The organism is Acinetobacter sp. LipI_15, from assembly GCF_058242865.1.
Map to the genome: position 1 here is coordinate 334,129 of NZ_JBZAYN010000001.1, position 18,908 is coordinate 353,036.

Annotated in this window: 13 protein-coding genes; 12 read left to right on the forward strand and 1 reads right to left on the reverse strand. The window is 41.4% G+C overall.

The window, feature by feature from the left end; genetic code table 11:
* Positions 1 to 37: 37 nt before the first annotated feature.
* On the forward strand, positions 38 to 841 hold the full coding sequence (locus AC4CU0_RS01560) for a putative RNA methyltransferase (RefSeq protein WP_490747053.1): 804 nt from the start codon (positions 38 to 40) through the stop codon (positions 839 to 841).
* A 40-nt stretch (positions 842 to 881) separates the two neighbouring features.
* Here AC4CU0_RS01560 and ponA read toward each other — a convergent pair whose 3' ends face one another.
* On the reverse strand, positions 882 to 3,425 hold the full coding sequence (gene ponA, locus AC4CU0_RS01565) for a penicillin-binding protein PBP1a (protein ID WP_490747054.1): 2,544 nt from the start codon (positions 3,423 to 3,425) through the stop codon (positions 882 to 884).
* Between the two features lie 165 nt (positions 3,426 to 3,590).
* Between ponA and AC4CU0_RS01570 the strand changes: the two genes are divergently transcribed.
* From AC4CU0_RS01570 to AC4CU0_RS01620, 11 genes are all read left to right on the forward strand, one after another.
* Positions 3,591 to 4,649 carry a pilus assembly protein PilM gene (locus tag AC4CU0_RS01570; protein ID WP_078189383.1) on the forward strand — a complete coding sequence of 353 codons (1,059 nt, stop codon included), beginning with the start codon at positions 3,591 to 3,593 and terminating at the stop codon, positions 4,647 to 4,649.
* Positions 4,649 to 5,335: a PilN domain-containing protein gene (locus tag AC4CU0_RS01575; RefSeq protein ID WP_180117247.1), complete on the forward strand. Its 687-nt coding sequence runs from the start codon at positions 4,649 to 4,651 to the stop codon at positions 5,333 to 5,335. The genes AC4CU0_RS01570 and AC4CU0_RS01575 overlap by 1 nt, the downstream gene beginning before the upstream one ends.
* Positions 5,332 to 6,054, forward strand: a complete 723-nt coding sequence (locus tag AC4CU0_RS01580; protein WP_490742309.1) for a type IV pilus inner membrane component PilO — start codon at positions 5,332 to 5,334, stop codon at positions 6,052 to 6,054. Before AC4CU0_RS01575 ends, AC4CU0_RS01580 begins: the two co-directional genes overlap by 4 nt.
* Positions 6,051 to 6,578, forward strand: a complete 528-nt coding sequence (locus tag AC4CU0_RS01585; protein ID WP_180056232.1) for a pilus assembly protein PilP — start codon at positions 6,051 to 6,053, stop codon at positions 6,576 to 6,578. The genes AC4CU0_RS01580 and AC4CU0_RS01585 overlap by 4 nt, the downstream gene beginning before the upstream one ends.
* 61 nt (positions 6,579 to 6,639) lie before the next feature.
* Entirely contained in the window at positions 6,640 to 8,781 is a 2,142-nt protein-coding gene (locus AC4CU0_RS01590) for a type IV pilus secretin PilQ (protein ID WP_490742310.1), read from the forward strand.
* Between the two features lie 36 nt (positions 8,782 to 8,817).
* Positions 8,818 to 9,360: a shikimate kinase AroK gene (gene aroK / locus AC4CU0_RS01595; RefSeq protein WP_067763002.1), complete on the forward strand. Its 543-nt coding sequence runs from the start codon at positions 8,818 to 8,820 to the stop codon at positions 9,358 to 9,360.
* A gap of 18 nt (positions 9,361 to 9,378) precedes the next feature.
* A complete protein-coding gene (gene aroB, locus AC4CU0_RS01600) occupies positions 9,379 to 10,458 on the forward strand; it encodes a 3-dehydroquinate synthase (protein ID WP_490742311.1) in 1,080 nt (359 codons plus the stop codon).
* Positions 10,459 to 10,469: 11 nt separating this feature from the next.
* Positions 10,470 to 11,315, forward strand: coding sequence for a hypothetical protein (locus tag AC4CU0_RS01605; RefSeq protein ID WP_490742312.1), 846 nt, complete (start codon positions 10,470 to 10,472; stop codon positions 11,313 to 11,315).
* 469 nt (positions 11,316 to 11,784) lie between these two features.
* A complete protein-coding gene (gene gltB / locus AC4CU0_RS01610) occupies positions 11,785 to 16,260 on the forward strand; it encodes a glutamate synthase large subunit (protein ID WP_490742313.1) in 4,476 nt (1,491 codons plus the stop codon).
* Positions 16,261 to 16,333: 73 nt separating this feature from the next.
* Positions 16,334 to 17,755: an FAD-dependent oxidoreductase gene (locus AC4CU0_RS01615; RefSeq protein ID WP_490742314.1), complete on the forward strand. Its 1,422-nt coding sequence runs from the start codon at positions 16,334 to 16,336 to the stop codon at positions 17,753 to 17,755.
* A gap of 228 nt (positions 17,756 to 17,983) precedes the next feature.
* Entirely contained in the window at positions 17,984 to 18,868 is an 885-nt protein-coding gene (locus tag AC4CU0_RS01620) for a metal-dependent hydrolase (RefSeq protein ID WP_490747055.1), read from the forward strand.
* Positions 18,869 to 18,908 lie beyond the last annotated feature (40 nt).

The window sequence follows — 18,908 nt, forward strand, 5'->3', positions numbered from 1 at the left end:
GCCGGTTTTTTTATTTCAAAATACAGTGGAGTAAATGATGAACCTGTTGATGTGTCCTGTATGCCGTGAAGCATTGAAACTCACAGAGCGGACATGGCGCTGTGAAAATAATCATAGCTATGATGTTGCAAAACAAGGCTATGTCAATTTACATGTGGTTCAACATAAACACAGTAAAAACCCGGGCGATACGCCTGAATCTGTACAGGCGCGTCGTGCGTTTTTGAGTGCAGGTCACTATGCACCTTTGCAACAGGCAGTGGTGGCTTTGATTCAAAAATTACGGGTTGAAAACTTGTTGGATATTGGCTGTGGTGAAGGCTATTACACCGATGCGATGCAAGCTGAAGTACTACAATGTATGGGTGTTGATATTGCTAAAAATGCAGTACAAGTTGCTGCTAAATTGAATAAAGACGTGACTTGGGTGGTGGGTACCGGAGCAACGTTACCGGTGCTCGATCACTCGATTGATTTGTGCACCAGTCTGTTTAGCCCCATTCCAAAAGATGAAATATTACGTGTGTTAAAGCCCGAAGGGTATTTGATAGTGGTAACCCCTGCACCAGAACACTTATATGCGATGCGTGAAGCGTTATTTGAAGAAGTGAAGCCTCATGAACCAAACAAATTTGTGGAGCAACTTGCAGCAGCATTTGATTTGATTCATGAACAAGTTGTAAAAGCTGAGATGGTTTTGCCACAGCAAGATCTGAAAAATTTGATTGCTATGACACCTTATGCGTATAAAGTCAAAGCTGAACGCCGTGAAGCATTGGAGCAGAAAGACCAATTTGCTTTAACTGCACAGTATCAAATTTATTTATTTAAAAAGAAGTAAAAATAGATATGAAAAAGCCCTCGCACGAGGGCTTTTTCATTTATTGAACTTGATCAATCAGGTGGTCAAGTGCATCTGCTTTATGTTCATTATTTTGCGGTTTCGTAGGTTGCATTTGTGGTGGAGCCGAATGCACGGGATTTAAATTGGTTTCCGCCGTGCTTGGTAAATCCTCAAAATCATTTTTAGTGGCTGGTGCTTTAGGTGCAACAGGCGCTGGGCGATATAAAGGTTGTGCCAGAGGCGGTGAAGATGCGCCATCACGCTCAGGTTGAGCTTGATCTACTTTAGCTGCATTACGATTGATCGGATTTTTGGCATGTGTATCAAGGTGTACCCAAGATTCAGGTGTGCCTTTTAACGATTTTGCCATGAAGTCAGACCAAATAGGGAGTGCTGCAACGCCACCATATTCACGGCGCCCAAGTGTTGAAGGTTGATCGAAGCCCACCCACGCAACGGTCACTAATTTCCCGTTAAAACCTGCGAACCATGCATCTTTGGCGTCATTGGTCGTACCTGTTTTACCGCCTAAGTCACCACGGCCAATTTTCAATGCTGCACGGCCTGTACCATGTTGGATCACGTCACGCAAGATGTTCGCCATATCAAAGGCCGAACTCGACTTCAAAATCCGCTGAGCTTGTTTATAGTTTGCTGCTTCAGTATCGGAAATTTTTGTTTCAGAGGGCTTGTTATCCTGATTGGTGACTTCAATCACTTCATCATCAGGCGTGGTCGGATCCGCAGATTCAACTTCGTCCTTTTGATTGATGCATTGAATACATGCATATTCAGGATTGGCTTGATAAATCACTTTGCCATAAGCATCTTCAATACGGCTAATAAAGTGCGGTTGAATGCGATATCCACCATTGGCAAAAGTCGCATAACCTGTCGCCATTTGAATCGGTAACACTTGTGGGGTACCTAAAGCAATGGTGTAGTTACGTGGAATTTGGTTTTCTTGTAAGCCAAAATCCATAAATAATTGACGAGTACGTTCAATCCCGACAACTTGTAATAAACGAACAGAGACCGTGTTACGTGATAAATAGAGGGCGCGGCGTAGAGGAATCATCCCCAAATAGCGACCGTCAGAGTTTTTAGGCGTCCACTTGCCAATGGTAATTGGATTATCATTGACCATGGAGTACGGTGTCATACCACGTTCAAGTGCTAAAGCATAAACAAAAGGTTTAATAGTTGAACCCGGTTGACGCCAACCTTGTAGAGCACGGTTAAATTTAGATTGATAAAAATTATAACCACCGACAATGGCTTCAATACCACCATTGTTAGGATTAAGTGCAATCAATTGACCTTGTGCTTTTGGAATTTGCACTAAAGCCCATGAGCTTTTATCCGCATTCGGACGTAGGCGAATAATATCTTTAACTTTTACAATTTGTGAGGCTTTGCTTGGCGCATTGCCTACACTATTGGCATTGCGATAGGGGCGTGCCCAAGACAGACCTGACCATGGAACTGTCACACTACTGCCGTCTTGCATCAACACTTCGATACTAGTGTTGTTGACTTTAGTCACTTCGGCAGGATAGGTGTTGGCATATGGAATAAAGTTTTTTAACGGCTCATCATGTGCTTCTGCACCACGCCAACCATGTCGTCTATCGTAAGCTTCGAGACCATCTTGTACAGCCTGCTCAGCATAGGCTTGGCGTTGGCTGTTGATGGTGGTGTAGACTTTATAGCCTGAATCAGTCGCCTGTTCACCAAACTTTTCGACTAATTCTGAGCGAACCATTTCGCCTACATAGGGAAATTTATTGCTGACCCCACGGTCAGGCATATCGAGATTAATTGGTTCAGCAATTGCTTCTTGATATTCCGATTGATTGATATAACCCAATTGTAACATACGTCCTAAAATCCAATTACGACGCTCTAAAGCACGTTTTGGATTGGCTACAGGATTATATTTTGATGGTGCTTTGGGTAGGCCTGAAATCATTGCCATTTGAGCCAAGCTCAAATCTTGCAAGCTCTTGTTATAATAAATTTTTGCAGCTGCTGCGATCCCGTATGCATTTTTGCCCAAAAAGATTTTGTTAACATACAGCGTTAAAATTTCTTCCTTACTTAGATTTTGTTCAATTTTTCGAGCAAGGAAAACTTCGGTTAGTTTACGTTTTAAAGTACGCTCTGGAGTCAGATAATAGTTTTTTGCAACCTGCATGGTAATGGTTGAACCACCCGTTTGCACATCTGAGCCTGTAATACTTTCACTGACGGCACGCCCCAATCCTTTGAAACTAATGCCGCTGTGTTCAAAAAACGAAGAATCTTCCGCAGCTAAAAAGCCATGAATGAAATGAGACGGGATTTGGTCGTACTCTACAGGGACCGAAAGTTTGCCACCATATTCTGCAATCAGCTCATTATCAGCACTATAAACCTGTAATGGTTTTAATAATGGAGCCTTTTTTAAGATGGACATTTCAGGCAAAGACGGGGCAATATAGAGATACATGCCATAGAAACCCATTGGAATTGCGACCAAAATAATAATAATGGCCAAAAAAAATGGATGAACAAGGCCTGAACAAGATAGCTTTTTCATAACAAGTAAGTTTTAATAAGAGCTAATGGCAAACTAATTGGTGGTCAGTATATCCTTTCGATATACGGATTGTTAGATGAGTTATTGTATCTGTATAAAATTATAGACCAATGCTAATTAGTGGGTTAATTTTTTTGGGGATAAAAAAATAATAGGAATTATATTGTGCTCAGGTTATATCGTAAGCCAAATAAGGGGTTAATAGGAGTAGATATTAGTTCGACTTCTGTTAAGGTTTTGGAACTTTCTGTAAAGAGTGGGCGGTATTGGGTAGAAAGCTATGCTTTGGTACCATTACCAGAAGGAAGTGTTGTTGAAAAGAACATATTGAATCCGGAAGCTGTCGGTGACTGTTTAGAGCGCGCAATTAATTTGGCCAATACGCAGACCACTAATGCAGCTTTGGCGGTTCCAACGTCGATGGTGATTACAAAAATCATCGAAATGGACGCAGATATGAACGATGATGAACGTGAAATTCAGATTCGTGATGATGCTGAGCAATATATTCCGTTCCCACTTGATGAAGCGAGCCTTGATTTTGAGGTCTTGCCAGATCGTCTGTCCAACCCAAATCGTGTCAATGTTTTGCTTGTCGCTACGCGTATTGAAAATGTTGAAGCGCGTGCGGAAGTCATTCAGCTTGCTGGTCTTACACCAAAAATTGGTGATGTAGAAAGCTTTGCAATTGAAAATGCATTTAAAGTTTTCTCAGATACTTTGCCAATGGGTGTGAATACCGTGGGTATTTTAGATATTGGTCATAGTATGACGACCTTATCTGTCATGCAGAATAACAAAGTGATTTATACCCGTGAGCAAGTGTTTGGTGGCAAACAGTTGACACAGGAAATTCAAAATCGCTATGCATTGTCTTTCGAAGAAGCAGGTCGTGCGAAAAAAACACGTGCTTTGCCAGATGATTATGATGTTGAAGTCTTAGAACCTTTCTTAGAAGCTGTCGTGCAACAAGCAGCGCGTTCTTTACAGTTCTTCTTCTCATCTTCACAGTTCAACGAAATTGACCATATTTTATTGGCAGGGGGGAATGCCAATATTCCGGGGCTTGCAAAACTACTTCAACAAAAATTGGGTTACCGCGTGACCATTGCCAATCCATTCTTACAAATGGGTTTTTCACCTCAAATTGATATTAAAAAAATTGAAAATGATGCCTCATCACTCATGGTGGCATGCGGTCTAGCATTGAGGAGTTTTGATTAATGGCAAAAATTAACTTGCTCCCTTGGCGTGATGAGCTAAGAGAGAAACGAAAAAAAGAATTTATTGCACTTTGTATTGGGGCTTTCTTAATTGGGGTAATTGGGGTTGGTTTGACATGGTTGTATTTTGATCACAAATTAAAAGATCAAGAACAAGCGAACCAATTGATTATCAGTCATAACCAAAATTTAGATGTTCAATTAAAGTCTTTGGATGGTTTACAAGAACAGCGTAATGCCATTATTGAACGCATGAAGTTGATTCAAGGCTTACAAGGTCAACGTCCAATCGCTGTACATCTTGTAGATGAATTGGTTCGTGTGACACCTGCCAATATGTACATCACAAAATTTGAGCGTAATGGCGACAAATTTATGATCGAAGGGCGTGCGGAAAGTCCAAATACTGTTGCAGATTTACTGCGTAATTTGGAAGCGTCACCTTGGTATCGTAATGCCTTCATGAGCTCATTCCTTGTGGCTGAAGAGAAAAAAGACAAAGCGCCGACGTCAGTGGTTCCTCGCGTAGAAGAATCTTATGGTGCATTTACTGTGACTGCTGATTTGGAGCAAATTGCGCAGCCGACCATTAATGATCCAGCAGCAAATGCAGGACAGTCAGCTTCATCGGCGCAAACATCTAACGCACAAACTGCAGCAACACCAACTCCGGAGGCTGCAAAATGAGTCGTGATGAATTTGAACAATTGAATCAAGATGCGGTTGTCATTCCGAAAAAGAAAATGACTTTTGATAAGTTTGTACAGCAGTTCAATACGCTAGATCCAAACAATTATGGTAGTTGGCCAATTTCAGTCAAAATTACCTGCTGGATTTTTATCATTATCCTTGTGGCAATTTTGGGCTATTTCTTGGCGATTAAAGGCAAAATTGAAGCCATTTCAAGTGCCAATGCACAAGAACAAAATTTGTTGAATGAGTTCCGTGAAAAAGATTCAAAATTGCGTAACTTACAACAGTATCAAATCCAATTGCAGGATATGGAAGCGCGTTTTAATCAGCAACTTGAACAATTGCCGAAGGAAACTGAAATTCCTGGTTTGGTTGAAGATATTAACTTAACTGGTGTGAATTCAGGTTTGAAATTTAAGCAAATTAAACTTGAGCCTGAAGTAAAACAAGAGTTCTTTATTGAGCAGCCAATTAGCATTGATGCAACCGGTGATTACCATGCCTTTGGTTCATTTGTTAGTGGTATTGCAGGTCTATCTCGAATTGTGACTTTGCATAATTTCACAATTACAGCGACTGAAAATAAAGAGAAAAATTCTGATATTCCAAAAGTTGATTATCAGTTGAGTGCAAAAACCTATCGCTATGTTGGGAATACGGAAACGACTGCTCAAGCAACTGACACTGCAAATAATCAGGAGGCTCCAAAATGAAAATGAATAAATTGGTTCTTTCTGCATTTGTTGGTTTGCTTTTAGCCGGATGTGAATCACGTATAGATGTTGTCAATCAAGAAATGGCAAATATTCGAAATCAAGAGCCATTACCGATTGAGCCTGCACCTGATTTTGTGCCTGTTGAAACTTTTAATTATGCTGCACATTCATTAAAGAGTCCTTTTTTACCAAGCTCTTTAGCAGCAGAGCTAAAAATTATGGCAGGCAAACGTGTTTATCCAAACTTAAACCGTCAGCCACAGCCTTTAGAAAGTTATGCGCTTGAAACCTTGAATATGAAAGGCAGTATGCGTAATCAATCTGGTCAAACATTGGCATTGATTCAAACACCTGATGGTGAAGTTGAACGCATTCAGCGTGGTAGTTATATGGGGCTCAATCATGGTCGTGTTGTGAATATCACACCAACACAAATTGATTTGATTGAGATTATTCCAGATGGGCGAGAAGGATATGTGGAGCGTCCTAGAAGTCTTATTTTAATTGGACCAGCACCTTAAGCTTAAAGGAATAAAAATGAAGAATAGTGTACAAGATTTTATTTTTGGGGATGGCAATACAATGAATCGTATGTTTCGTCAGTTTTCGATGGGTGCTGTGGCAATGGCGATTATGCAAGTGGCCAATGCACAGGTAAGTGTAACGAATATTGTGCCAATGCAAATTCCTGGGCAAGGCACTGAAATTCGTGTGATGTTTAATGGGTTACCACCGCAGCCTCAGGCGTATCAATTAGATCAGCCTTCACGTTTGGTCTTGGACTTTGATAAAGCACAACAAAATTTAAAGCAAAGTTCAATTCCTGTAGCAACAAATGAAGCTACTTCAGTTGATGTTACTTCAGACGCTCAGCGTGCTCGTTTAACAGTCAATTTAGCAAATGCCGGTGCATTTACGACACGTGTTGAAGGTAATACCTTTATCCTAAAAATTAATTCAGCACAGTTAGCAACTTTGTCTCAACCAGTCGTTCAGCGCCAACAGCAAGGTATTTCAAATATTGGATTCCAACGTGGATCGAATGGTGAAGGTCAAGTTGTTGTGGATTTATTGGGGGGTAACACACCTGTTGATGTGCAACAGCAAGGTAGCAAAATTGTGATTCGTACTTTAGGAAATAAAGTACCTGCACACTTAACGCGTCGTTTAAATGTAAATGATTTTGCAACACCTGTGGCTTCGGTAGATGCACATAATGATGGTGGAAACGGGATCATCACGATTCAATCAACAGGCAGCTATGAATATATGGCATATCAGTCAGACAATAAATTGACTGTTAGTTTAAAACGCCCTGAAGATAAAAATCCTTTACGCCCTAAAGCAGCTAACCATTACACAGGTAAGAAAATTTCTTTAGATTTCCAAGATATTGAAGTGCGTCGAGTACTGCAGTTATTGGCGGATTTCACTGAAATCAATATGGTGGCTGCTGATACCGTACAAGGTAATATTACACTACGCTTAAAAGATGTACCTTGGGATCAAGCATTGGATATCGTGCTTAAGACGAAGAATTTAGATAAACGTCGTAATGGTAATGTGATTTGGATTGCTCCTGTTACAGAGCTGATAAAAGCTGAAGAAGAAGAGGCGAAAGCAATTGCACAAAGTATTAAGCTTGCCCCTCTACAAACTGAATACATTCAACTTAGTTATGCAAAAGCAACAGATGTTGAAAAGCTAATTACTGAAGGACGTAATTCTAAAAACTCAAACTCAAACTCAAACTCAAACTCAAACTCAAATTCGAATAATGTAGATCCATTAGGAGACAGTATTGGTTCATTATTAAGTCCCCGTGGCACGGTATCTGTTGACCCACGTACCAATACTTTAATTCTTAATGATACATCTCAAAAAATAGATCAAATTCGTAAAATGATTGATTTACTTGATGTTTCAGTTAAGCAAGTAATGGTTGAAGCTCGGATTGTTAAAGCGTCTACGGACTTTACCAAAGAAATGGGGGTGAAATGGGGAATTTTATCCCAAGGTATTAATCAGAATGATCATTTATTGGTAGGCGGTAGTGATACAACGCTTTGGGATCTTAAAACACCTGATGATGATGGTAAATATACTATTCAACGTCCAAGTAATTTAAACGTGGACCTTGGTGTAACGACAGCAGGAGCAAGCCGTATTGCCTTCGGCTTAATTAGTTTGTCTGACTTTATGTTGGATCTGGAATTATCAGCATTACAAGCCGATGGTTATGGTGAGGTGATTTCTACGCCAAAAGTACTGACTGCAGATAAGCAGCAAGCAAAAGTGGCTTCTGGACAAGAAATTCCTTATCAAACTACGACGGGTACAGGCTCAAATGCCACGTCTTCTACAGAATTTAAGGAAGCTTTACTCAGTCTAGATGTAACACCAAGTATCACGCCAGACGGCAAGGTGCAGATGAAGCTTAATATTAAGAGTGATTCACCTGCGGGTTATGCACAAAATGGTGAGATCATTTTGAATAAAAATGAGATCGATACTGATGTCCTAGTAAATAATGGTGAAACAGTTGTCTTAGGTGGGATATTTGAACAACAAAATACATTAAGCCAAACGAAAGTGCCATTTTTAGGTGATTTACCTTATGTTGGTCGTTTATTCCGAAAAGATACGAAATCGGACAAAAAGACAGAACTTCTAATTTTTGTTACACCACGAATTGTTAATGACAGTGTTACTAGAAATCATTAATATATTTTCAATTTAACAAAAGAAATAGGTGACTCCTTGCCAAGCAAAGAGTTTGAAACCCTACCAAATATTTATTTGGTAGGGCCAATGGGGGCAGGAAAAACAACCGTAGGGCGACATTTAGCTGAATTGTTAGGTCGAGAATTTCTTGATAGTGATCATGAAATTGAGCGAAAAACAGGGGCAACCATTCCTTGGATATTTGAAAAGGAAGGGGAGTTAGGTTTTAGAAGTCGTGAGACGAATGTTATTGATGAGTTGACGGCTAGATCGCAGTTGGTTTTAGCAACAGGTGGTGGCGCCGTTACTCAGTCCCCAAACCGTGAATTTTTAAAACATCGCGGCATTGTAGTTTATCTTTATACTCCTGTTGAAATTCAGCTTCAACGAACGTATCGCGACAAAAATCGTCCTCTTCTGCAAGTTGAAAATCCAGAGCAAAAGCTCCGTGATTTACTCGCTGCACGTGATCCACTATATCGTGAAGTGGCGCATCATATTATTGAAACCAATCAAGGTGCTGCACGAGATCTCGCACAAAAAATACTTCATCTGATTGTTTCTTCAAATACACCCTAGTCAATAATGGTTAATGTCATGCAAACCCTACATGTTGAACTTGGCGATCGTCGCTATCCTATTTTTATCGGCAGTGAGTTAGATCCACAAGCACTGCTAGAGCCTTATATTCATGGCAAACAAGTCATGGTGGTTTCGAATACCACAGTTGCACCGCTGTATTTGCAGCATTATATAAATGCAATCGAGGCTTTAGGAAAAAAAGTTGCAACCTGTATTTTGCCTGATGGTGAAAAATATAAAGATATTCAACATCTCAATTTGATTTTTGATGCATTACTTGAAGCGGGCTTTAACCGTGATTGTACGGTGTTGGCTTTAGGTGGAGGTGTAATTGGGGATATGACTGGTTTTGCATCTGCTTGTTTCCAGCGCGGTGTTTATTTTATTCAGGTACCAACCACATTATTGTCGCAAGTTGATTCAAGTGTCGGTGGTAAGACAGGCATTAACCATACACTGGGTAAAAATATGATTGGTGCCTTCCAGCAGCCACAAGTGGTGTTGGCGGACATGGCACAATTAAAAACTTTACCGCCACGTGAGCTTTCTGCTGGATTGGCGGAAGTCATTAAATATGCGCTATTAGGCGATGTTGAGTTTTTAACTTGGCTTGAACAGCATATGGAAGTACTGGTTGCTGGGGATGCTACATTGTTGGCAGAAGCAGTATATCGCTCTTGTGCACATAAGGCACGGATTGTAGCGAATGATGAAAAAGAACAAGGTGAGCGTGCACTACTAAATCTTGGTCATACTTTTGGTCATGCGATCGAATCATATTTGGGCTATGGTGAATGGCTACATGGTGAAGCCGTTGCGACAGGTATGGTTATGGCTGCTGATTTATCCCATCGCATGGGATGGATTTCGACCGAAGATTTAGAGCGTACAAAAAAAATCATTTTACGTGCACAATTACCCATTGTTTGCCCTAAAATTCCGCTTGAGGAATTCCTTGCGTATATGTCTCACGATAAGAAAGTGTTAAATGGACAATTACGACTGGTTCTTATGAAATCATTAGGTCAGGCCATTATTACGAAAGAGTTTGATGTGGAACTGATGAAACAAGCAATTTTGGCCAATCAGGCATAAGTAGGTACAACATGGCAGCACGTCAGTCACAGTGGCAAAAGATACATCACTATATTTGGTTGGTGGCTGGTGCTGTATGTCTGTTTGCTGCCTTGGTGTTTTGGGCAATTACCGATACCAAAGAATTGGTAGAGGTTGAAAAAGTTGCAGAAACTGAAGTTGAATTGCAGATTCAACCTGAAAAAGTTGCTGCAATGTCCCATCTTGGTGCATTAAATGAAGAAGTTCGCCCACTAGATATGACCACACGTGTTGTTGCTACAGCACAACATGAACCTGAATTTCGTGGGACAAAATTTATTAGTGACACTTCAAAACAATATGCGATTGAATTATTTCGTGTTTCTAATGAAGATATTTTAAAGAGCTTTCTACGCAAACAAGTTGAACGACATAAATTTGTATATTTACGTCTTTCAGGTGAAGACCATCCTGAGCAATACGTCATTCTTCTTGGCCCATATTCATCACAAAATGATGCGAAAAGTAATTTAGCTGAACTAAATATTGCCTTACCAGCATCTGTAAAGCCTGCTGTTGTTGAGTTGAAGCAGTATCAACCTTATGTCAATGATTTGGGGTCGGATGAAACATCGTCAAATCAAAAGCTATATGCTGTTAAGTTAAAGCCAGCAGCATTACCTAAGATTGATGAAGCGCAATTGGCTGCTCGTAAAGCTTTGGCCGCTGTATCAAATGCGATCTCTCCTCAAGCTAATGCGACCACAAGTACGACCGTAACGCGACGTGATGCTTCAGGTAATGTGGTGGATGTGCAAAAATCTCAGAGTTCTGTAGAGACACCGCGAGCAAAACCAGCACCTGCTGAACAAGAAGTCACAGATCCGTTTAACTAAATCCTTGTCTATTAATATTTGAGTTCTAAAATGGCGCAATGGAATGCGCTAAAGAGATGAAATGCACGATTAGAGTGCAATAAAATCTGAAAAGATAGCTAGAAATAATCTATACATATTAAAAATGCTTGTGAATAGGCAGCTTATAAAAAAATGCATCAAGTTGGCATATTAATTGCTTAATTGGTGCGTAAATTGAACTTTTCTCCCTATTTTGGCGCGAAAATGATTCGATAAAAGTGCGAAGTCATTAATCCAGTCCGAATTCCTGATCTGAACTGCAAAAGCTGAAAATTTGACTTTTATCCATGCATTAAAGATGAAATCAGTTTATCTTAAGGGTGTGAATAAGAAATAATTTTGCTCAACAGAACAATTCATGTGAGAAAGTTAAGACGAATCGCAACAAGAAATTAAGTTTGTTCAGTGCTCGAAAGAGCTGTAAAGAAAAGAAGGGTACGCTATGCACATGCCATCGCCTAATACTGTAGCTCCCGCTCAAGGTTTATACCAACCGGATGAGTTTAAAGATAACTGTGGTTTCGGTTTAATCGCCCATATGCAGGGTGATGCAAGCCATGATCTCGTCAAAACCGCAATGCATAGTTTAAGTTGTATGACCCACCGTGGTGGTATTGCCGCAGATGGCAAAACTGGTGACGGTTGTGGTTTGCTACTGGCTATGCCTAAAGAATTCTTCCGTGAAGAAGCAAAAAAGCTAAGTGACATTACACTGAGTGAAATTTTTGCTGTGGGTACGGTTTTCTTAAACCTTGATCCTGCAATTGCTGCACATGCAAAGCAAGTCTTAACCAAAGAAATTGAAGAAGAAGGCTGTGTTGTATTGGCTTGGCGTGTGGTGCCAACCAATAATGACGCATTGGGTTCGATTGCAATGCAATCTTTACCTGCCTTTGAGCAAATTATTGTGAACTGCCCGATGGGCGTAACCGAAGTTGAGTTCAACCGTAAATTGGTTATGGCACGTCGTCGTGCAGAACAAAAACTTGTCGGTGATTCATCATTTTATGTAACGACTTTATGCTCAACTGTGATTAGCTATAAAGGTTTAATGATGCCAGCAGCAATTGCTGATTTCTATACCGATCTAGCTGATGAGCGTTTAAAGTCACACATTGTTGTATTTCATCAACGTTTCTCGACCAACACTTTACCACGTTGGCCTTTGGCACAGCCGTTCCGTTACTTAGCACATAATGGTGAGATCAATACCATTACTGCCAACCGTAACTGGGCAATGGCACGTACACCTAAATTTGAAACACCATTTCTACCAGGCTTAACTGAACTCAATCCTATCGTTAACCGTACAGGTTCAGACTCTTCAAGCCTTGATAATATGCTTGAAGTGCTTGTAGGTGGTGGTATGGACTTGTTCCGTGCGCTACGTATGTTGGTTCCACCAGCGTGGCAAAACGTTGAAACCATAGATGCTGACTTACGTGCATTCTATGAATTCAACTCGAAACACATGGAAGCTTGGGATGGACCAGCAGGTTTGGTAATTCAAGACGGTCGTCATGCCATCTGTATGCTTGACCGTAATGGTTTACGTCCAGCACGTTGGGTGATTACTAAAAATGGCTACATTACTTTGGCATCTGAAATTGGTGTTTGGGGTTATGAGCCTGAAGATGTTGTGTCTAAAGGCCGTGTAGGTCCTGGTCAAATCTTAGTGATTGATACCTTTACCGGTAAAATGCTAGATACCAATGATATTAGTAACCATTTGAAACGTATGCGTCCATATCGTGAATGGTTACGTGAAAATTCAGTACGTGTTCAAGGTAGTCCTGAGCTTGAAGAATATTTATGTGATCAAGGCTTAAAAGGTGATGACCTAAAAGCTTCACAAAAAATGTTCATGGTGACATTTGAAGAACGTGATCAATTGTTACGTCCAATTGCTGAAAGTGGTCAAGAAGCCGTGGGTTCAATGGGTGATGATACGCCGATGGCGGTATTGTCGCGTCAAGTACGCCACGTATCTGACTTCTTCCGTCAACAGTTTGCACAGGTGACTAACCCACCAATCGATCCTCTACGTGAGTCGATTGTGATGTCTTTAGAAACCTGTTTGGGTCGTGAGCAAAATGTTTTTGAGCAAAGTCCAGAGCATGCAGATCGTTTGATCATTTCAAGCCCTGTACTTTCAAATTCGAAAATGCATCAAATCCGTACGCTTGGCCGTAAAGGATATGAAATTGCAGATATCGATTTGAATTATGCAGAAAATGAAGGCTTAGAAGCTGCGATTACACGTATCTGTGAAGAGTCTGCTCAAGCGATTCGTGATGGCAAAACGCTATTAGTATTGTCAGATAAGAAAATTCGTCAAGGTTTCTTACCTGCGAATGCCTTAATGGCAACGGGTGCAGTGCATCACTATTTAATCAATGCGGGTCTTCGTACAGATGCCAACATTATTGTTGAAACTGGTTTAGCACGTGATGCGCATCAATTTGCAGTAATTCTTGGTTTTGGTGCGACAGCGATCTATCCATACCTTGCGTATGACGTGATCAATGACTTGATTGCAAAAGGTGAGCTATTGGGCGACCCAATCCATGCACAAGCGAACTTCCGTAAAGGGATTGAGAAAGGCCTGTTAAAAGTACTTTCTAAAATGGGTATTTCAACCGTTGCATCATACCGTGGCGGTCAGCTATTCGAAGCTGTTGGTCTATCGGATGAAGTGGTTGCGAAATGCTTCACAGGTGTGCCAAGTCGTATTAAAGGCGCAACTTTTGCTGACCTTGAAAATGACTTGAAAAAATTGGCAGATTTGGCGTGGAAATCACGTAAACCAATTGATCAAGGCGGTATGCTGAAATTCGTGTTCGGTAAGGAATACCATGCATTTAACCCAGACGTGATTAATGCCCTGCATAAATCAGTACGCTCTGGTAATTATGCAGACTTTAAAGAATATGCAGAGCTTGTCAATAATCGTCCAATCGCAACGATTCGTGACTTATTTAAGCTTAAAACTGACAATTCAATTGCGCTAGATCAAGTTGAATCGGTTGAAGAAATTCTGCCACGCTTTGACTCAGCTGGTATGTCTTTGGGTGCACTTTCACCTGAAGCACATGAAGCGATTGCGATTGCGATGAACACAATTGGTGGTCGTTCGAACTCTGGTGAGGGCGGTGAAGACCCAGCGCGTTACGGTACGATTCGTAACTCGAAAATCAAACAAATTGCATCAGGCCGTTTTGGTGTTACTCCTGCATATCTTACATCTGCAGAAGTCCTTCAAATTAAAGTGGCTCAAGGTGCAAAACCAGGTGAAGGTGGTCAGTTGCCGGGCGGTAAAGTGAATGGCTTGATTGCACGTTTACGTTACTCTGTGCCAGGTGTGACTTTAATTTCTCCACCTCCGCATCACGACATCTACTCAATTGAAGATTTATCACAGTTAATCTTCGATTTAAAACAGGTTAACCCACAGGCGATGGTGTCAGTTAAGCTGGTTTCTGAGCCCGGTGTTGGTACGATTGCGGCAGGTGTGGCAAAAGCATACGCAGACTTCATTACCATTTCTGGTTATGACGGTGGTACAGCGGCTTCTCCACTTTCTTCAATTCACCATGCAGGTTCGCCATGGGAGTTAGGGTTAAGTGAGGCACATCAAGCGCTTCGTGTGAATGATCTACGTGGCAAAGTGCGTGTACAAACTGATGGTGGCTTAAAAACAGGTCTAGATGTTGTAAAAGCAGCAATTCTAGGGGCTGAAAGTTTCGGTTTCGGTTCTACACCAATGATTGCATTGGGTTGTAAATACCTGCGTATTTGCCACTTAAACAACTGTGCGACCGGTGTCGCGACTCAGCAAGATCATTTACGTCAGGAACACTATATTGGTGAGCCTGAAATGCTGATCAACTTCTTCCACTTTATTGCAGAAGAAACCCGTGAATGGTTGGCAGCACTTGGTGTTGCAAGCCTGAAAGATTTGATTGGCCGTACAGATTTGTTGGAAATGCTTCCGGGTGAAACAGAGAAGCATGCGCATCTTGACCTGAGTGCATTACTAGAATCTCACCCAGCAGCCAATGGCAAAGCACAGTACTGCGAAGTACAAGGCAATGCACCATTCGATAAAGGCTTATTGGCTGAGAAAATGGTAGCTGAAATGCTGCCAGCGATTGAAGCAGGCACAGGCGGTGAATATAGCTTCACTATTGGTAACTGTGACCGTTCAATTGGCGCGCGTATTTCGGGTGAGATTGCAAAACGTTATGGCAACCTCAGCATGGAAGCGCATCCTGTTAAAGTTAAATTAACAGGGACTGCAGGTCAGTCATTGGGTGTTTGGAACGCAGGTGGTTTACACATCAGCCTAGAAGGCGATGCGAATGATTACGTCGGTAAAGGCATGGCAGGTGGTCGTATCTCGATCTTCCCACCGAAAGGTTCACCGTTCCAAACGCAAAACACTGCGATCATTGGTAACACCTGTTTATATGGTGCAACAGGCGGTAAATTGTTTGCTGCAGGTACAGCAGGTGAGCGTTTTGCAGTACGTAACTCAGGTGCGTTTGCTGTGATTGAAGGTGCAGGCGACCACTGCTGTGAATACATGACGGGTGGTATCGTGACTGTATTGGGTAAAGTGGGTCATAACTTTGGTGCGGGTATGACAGGCGGTTTCGCTTATGTGCTCGACCTCGACAATGACTTTGTAGACCATTACAACCACGAACTGATTGAATTGAACCGTATCTCAACTGAATCGATGGAAGAACACAAAGAGTTCTTGTGCCGTATCTTAGATGAACATATTAAAGAAACAGGTAGTGCTTGGGCGTATAAGATCCGCAACGAGTTTGACTTCTATAGCCGCAAATTCTGGCTTGTAAAACCAAAAGCTGCTAATTTGCAGACTTTGTTGAAAACAACTCAAGCTGATCCACAATAATTCCACTACTGCAGATTTGATAGGCAGGTGTAGCGGATAAATAAACCGACTACACCTACCCACGGAGAGAGACATGGCAGAGCGCCTAAATAATGACTTTCAGTTCCTGGATGTAGCACGCCAAGATCCAGAGAAAAAAGATCTAGTTGTCCGCAAAGCAGAATTTGTGGAAATCTATAAACCGTTTACAGCTGAAGTTGCAAAAAACCAAACTCACCGCTGCCTTGGCTGTGGTAACCCGTATTGTGAATGGAAATGTCCAGTACATAACTACATTCCAAACTGGTTGAAACTGATTGCTGAAGGCCGTATTTTCCAAGCGGCTGAACTGTGCCATCAGACCAATACATTGCCTGAAGTGTGTGGTCGTGTGTGTCCACAAGACCGTTTATGTGAAGGTGCTTGTACCTTAAATGATGGTTTTGGTGCAGTGACCATTGGTAATGCAGAAAAATATATCAACGATACCGCCTTTGCTTTGGGCTGGCGTCCAGATATGTCACACGTGAAATGGACCGATAAAAAAGTTGCCATTATTGGTGCTGGTCCTGCTGGTCTTGGCTGTGCGGATATTTTGGTTCGTAACGGTGTAAAACCCGTTGTATTCGATAAGCGTCCTGAAATTGGTGGTTTGCTGACATTTGGTATTCCAGAATTCAAGATGGAAAAAGACGTAATGAAGCGTCGCCGTGAGATTTTTTCCGGCATGGGTGTCGAGTTCCGTTTAAATACTGAAATTGGTACAGATGTCACCATCGATCAATTGCTTGCAGACTATGATGCTGTGTTCATGGGTATGGGAACCTATACTTATATGAAAGGTGGATTCGCAGGTGAAGATCTCGATGGTGTGGTTGATGCGCTCGATTTCTTAATTGCCAATGTCAACCGTACCCAAGGTTGGGAAAAGGATCCAGCTGAATACATCAGTATGGAAGGCAAAAAAGTGATCGTGCTCGGTGGTGGTGATACAGCAATGGACTGTAACCGTACTTCGATCCGTCAAGGTGCTGAGTCAGTAGTATGTGCATACCGCCGCGATGAAGAGAACATGCCGGGTTCACGTCGTGAAGTAAAAAATGCGCGAGAAGAAGGGGTGGAATTCCAGTTCAACCGTCAGCCAATTGAAGTTGTGGGTGAAAATGGTAAAGTGACAGGCGTTAAATTTGTGACCACTCAGTTGGGTGCGCCAGATAGCCGCGGTCGCCGTAGCCCTGAGCCTGTGCCGGGTTCTGAAGAGGTTTTACCCGCAGATGCTGTACTACTTGCATTCGGTTTCCGTACCAGTCCTGCAGAATGGTTTTCATCGACAAATATTAATGTAGATGGTTCAGGTCGTGTAATTGCAGCCGAGCAACAAGAATTTAAATTCCAGACATCAAATCCAAAAATTTTCGCTGGCGGTGATATGGTTCGTGGTTCTGACTTGGTTGTAACTGCAATTTGGGAAGGTCGTCAAGCGGCTGAAGGCATTTTGGATTATTTAGATATCTAATCTTGTTTTGATACGCCTATATAAAAACCTGCTTCGGCAGGTTTTTTTTTGATCATTCAAATTTCCCTTAATGATATGTGAAAGGGTTCATCTGATAAATTTGAAATAAATGTGTTTAACACAGGCTAAAATTGAGTGAATTTGCAAATCAACTAAGCCATTTTGCCATGTGTAAAATGTGTGCTAAGTCACATACTGCCAGCATGATCATATTTAATGGATATTATAATGACTCAAGTGACGGCACAAAAATCATATCTCAATCGTCCGAAAGCCATTGGTATTACAGTACGTCGCCCACAATTTAATCCAAAGGCGATCAAGCGACATTATTTTGCCAATTCACCGGTCATGTCGCATTTACTGACAGCATTATCATCGACTTTTCCCATCGGTGAACAATTTTTTGTACACAGTGTTCGAAACGTTCGCGATAAAGTGACTGATGAAAAACTGCTAGCGGAAATTGCTGCATTTATTGGACAGGAGGCGATGCACTCAAAAGCACATGCAGAGTTTAATGACGCTTGGCGAAGTGATGGTTATAATTTGGATCGCTTTCAAGCATGGTTGGCTCGAAAAGATCGTTATGTAAAAAATCTACATCCCAAAATACAACTCGCCATTACCTGTGCTTTTGAACATTTTACTGCGCTGTTAGGGGGGTATATTTTAAGACATCCTGAAGTGCTCAGTACTTTGGATGATGATGCAGTGAAACTTTGGGTTTGGCATGCAATTGAAGAAATTGAACACCGTGCAGTAGCCTTTGATGTCTATCAACATGTCTATGGTGATGACAAAATCCGTCGCATGATTATGCGCAGTGTTACCACAGGTTTTGCCAGCTTAACCTTTTATTCTGCCACGAGATTGTTTTTGCAAGATAAGAAAAAAAGCTTACCTAAAGTGGGAGGGAATGTATTCGGTATATATTTATTGGGCAAAATGTTTGTTCAGTTGGTGCCAGAATACTTATCTTATTACAAAGCAGGATTTCATCCCGCTGAAATTGATTACAGTAAAATTGTCGGCTACTGGAAAACTAGACTTGCTGACGACTACCAATTTGAAGGTTTTCAAGATCATCAAACACAGATTTTATATAGTTAAGATTGCAGCCCTCGAAAGAGGGCTTTTCGTTGAATAAAGA

Bases quoted from the DNA above. Each gene is read 5' to 3' on its own strand.
- AC4CU0_RS01585 (WP_180056232.1), top strand. From the start codon at position 6,051: ATGAAAATGAATAAATTGGTTCTTTCTGCATTTGTTGGTTTGCTTTTA.
- AC4CU0_RS01590 (WP_490742310.1), top strand. From the start codon at position 6,640: ATGAATCGTATGTTTCGTCAGTTTTCGATGGGTGCTGTGGCAATGGCG.
- ponA (WP_490747054.1), bottom strand. From the start codon at position 3,425: ATGAAAAAGCTATCTTGTTCAGGCCTTGTTCATCCATTTTTTTTGGCC.
- aroB (WP_490742311.1), top strand. From the start codon at position 9,379: ATGCAAACCCTACATGTTGAACTTGGCGATCGTCGCTATCCTATTTTT.
- AC4CU0_RS01605 (WP_490742312.1), top strand. From the start codon at position 10,470: ATGGCAGCACGTCAGTCACAGTGGCAAAAGATACATCACTATATTTGG.
- AC4CU0_RS01615 (WP_490742314.1), top strand. From the start codon at position 16,334: ATGGCAGAGCGCCTAAATAATGACTTTCAGTTCCTGGATGTAGCACGC.
- AC4CU0_RS01560 (WP_490747053.1), top strand. From the start codon at position 38: ATGAACCTGTTGATGTGTCCTGTATGCCGTGAAGCATTGAAACTCACA.
- gltB (WP_490742313.1), top strand. From the start codon at position 11,785: ATGCCATCGCCTAATACTGTAGCTCCCGCTCAAGGTTTATACCAACCG.
- AC4CU0_RS01580 (WP_490742309.1), top strand. From the start codon at position 5,332: ATGAGTCGTGATGAATTTGAACAATTGAATCAAGATGCGGTTGTCATT.
- AC4CU0_RS01575 (WP_180117247.1), top strand. From the start codon at position 4,649: ATGGCAAAAATTAACTTGCTCCCTTGGCGTGATGAGCTAAGAGAGAAA.
- AC4CU0_RS01620 (WP_490747055.1), top strand. From the start codon at position 17,984: ATGACTCAAGTGACGGCACAAAAATCATATCTCAATCGTCCGAAAGCC.